Raw genomic sequence first — 2,246 nt, 5'->3', positions numbered from 1 at the left:
CCTTCCCGCCCTCGAACAGCCCTACCTCGACCTGATGCGCCAGGTGCTCGACCACGGCGTGGAGCGCGGTGATCGCACCGGGGTGGGCACCCGCTCGCTCTTCGGCCACCAGATGCGCTTCGACCTGGCCCGCGGCTTCCCGCTGCTGACCACCAAGAAGCTGCACACCCGCTCGATCTTCCATGAGCTGCTGTGGTTCCTGGCCGGCGACACCAATATCGCCTACCTCAAGGAGAACGGGGTGAGCATCTGGGACGACTGGGCCGACGCCAACGGCGACCTGGGACCCGTCTACGGCTATCAATGGCGCAGCTGGCCCGACCCCCGCGGCGGCCAGGTCGACCAGATCGCCGGGCTGCTCGAGCAGATCCGCACCAACCCCCAGTCTCGGCGGCTGATCGTCTCGGCCTGGAACCCGGCGCTGGTGGACGAGATGGCCCTGCCGCCGTGTCACTGCCTGTTCCAGTTCTACGTGGCCGAAGGGCGCCTCTCCTGCCAGCTCTACCAGCGCAGCGCCGACATCTTCCTGGGCGTGCCCTTCAATATCGCCAGCTACGCGCTGCTGACCCGGATGATCGCCCAGGTGGCGGGCCTCGAGCCCGGCGAGTTCATTCACACCCTGGGCGACGCCCACCTCTACCTGAACCACCTGGAGCAGGCCGAGCTGCAGCTCACCCGCGCCCCGCGCCCCGCGCCGCGCCTGGTGCTCGACCCGAGCGTGACGGATCTCTTCGCCTTCCGCTTCGAGCACATCGCCATCGAGGGCTACGATCCTCACCCCCATATCAAGGCCGCCGTGGCGGTGTAGGCGTGACCGCACAAACCGTACAAAAAGAGAGAGCCCCCATGAGCGAGACCCTGATTCCCGTGGCGATGATCGCCGCCATGGACCGCCACCGGGTGATCGGCGTGGACAACCAGCTGCCCTGGCACCTGCCCGAGGACCTCAGGTTCTTCAAGCGCCTGACCCAGGCCAAGCCGCTGGTGATGGGCCGCAAGACCTTCCAGTCCATCGGCCGGCCGCTGCCCGGGCGCCTCAATATCGTGGTGACCCGCGACCCTGATTTTTACCAGGAGAGCATCCACCGCGACGGCATCCGCGTCTGCCACGACCTGGCCTCTGCCCTGGCCCTGGCCGACCAGCAGGCCACCATCGATGGCGTGGAGGAAATCATGGTGATGGGGGGCGCCGAGATCTACGCCCAGGCGCTGCCTTACGCCTCGCGCCTCTACCTGACCGAGGTGGCCATCGAGGTAGAGGGCGACGCCCGCTTCCCCGAGCTCGACCCCGCCGAGTGGGAAGAACTCCAGCGCGTGCCCGGCAGCCCCGCCGAGGGCCAGCCCGCCTATGATTTCGTGGAGTATCGACGCCGCGAGTCTGTCGGTGCCTGACGACATTTGTCATGGGGCGGCATCTGGCACAGACTGGCCGGCACGGCCTCGCTCCCTGGCTCACGCGTGGAGGACAACGGTTTGACCGAGGAACGCTCAATACGCCTGCTGGACGCCCTCGAGGGGCGCACCGATACCCTGCTGGAACGCCTCCGGCAGGAGCGCGAGTCGCGCCTGGCCCTGCAGCAGCGCCTGGCCGAGCTGGAGGCCGCCCGCCTGGCGCTGGCCGAGAAGGCTCGCGAGCTCGAGGCCAATCGGTTGGAGCTCGTCGAGGAAAACCGTGAGCTCGACGAGCAGAATCGCGAACTGGAGGAGCATAACCGCCACCTCCACGAGCGCCTGGCGAAGGGGCCGGGCGAGAACACCTTCCCGCGTCCCGCCCGGCGCTCCCAGGGGCTCTCCGCCTTGATGGGCCGTTCATCATCGGAGACATCCGCCGGCTCTTCCGCAGGAGCTCGATTTATCGGTGGTCCGACACCTCGACGAGCGGCAGAGGCACCATCGCCAGACACGCCATCCCCGGACAGACCCGGCGCCGACAACACGGTCGGGGATGCTTCGGAGGCGCCATCCCCCCAGGCGCTGCTGGCCGAGTGGTACCGGCGCTACCCCGCTGCATTCTTCAAGGGCCACACTCGCCCGCTCAAGGTGGGCATCCACGAGGAGCTGGCCGCGCGCGAGCCCTGGCCCGAGAAGCTGGTGCGCCGGGCGCTGGCCTGCTACGTGAATCTGCCCCGTTACCTGAAGGCGGTGCGCGAAGGCGCCGAGCGCATCGATCTCGCCGGCCAGCCGGCCGGGGTGGTCGACGCCCAGGCCGCCGAGCACGCCCGCAAGAAGCTCGAGCGCCTGCAGGC

At 68.7% G+C, this 2,246-nt stretch carries 3 protein-coding genes; all 3 read left to right on the top strand.

Annotated features, from left to right (window positions below; genetic code table 11):
* A partial coding sequence (locus tag IBX53_RS15855) for a thymidylate synthase (protein ID WP_290911265.1) occupies window positions 1–808 on the top strand: 808 nt, incomplete at its 5' end.
* A gap of 38 nt (window positions 809–846) precedes the next feature.
* A complete protein-coding gene (locus IBX53_RS15850; protein ID WP_290911262.1) occupies window positions 847–1,392 on the top strand; it encodes a dihydrofolate reductase in 546 nt (181 codons plus the stop codon).
* Between the two features lie 81 nt (window positions 1,393–1,473).
* A partial coding sequence (locus IBX53_RS15845) for a ProQ/FINO family protein (protein WP_290911260.1) occupies window positions 1,474–2,246 on the top strand: 773 nt, incomplete at its 3' end.

This window comes from Halomonas sp. (genome assembly GCF_014859505.1).
Taxonomy (GTDB): domain Bacteria; phylum Pseudomonadota; class Gammaproteobacteria; order Pseudomonadales; family Halomonadaceae; genus Halomonas.
Note: the sequence above shows the minus strand (reverse complement) of the source record. Positions and strands in the feature narration are given on the sequence as shown.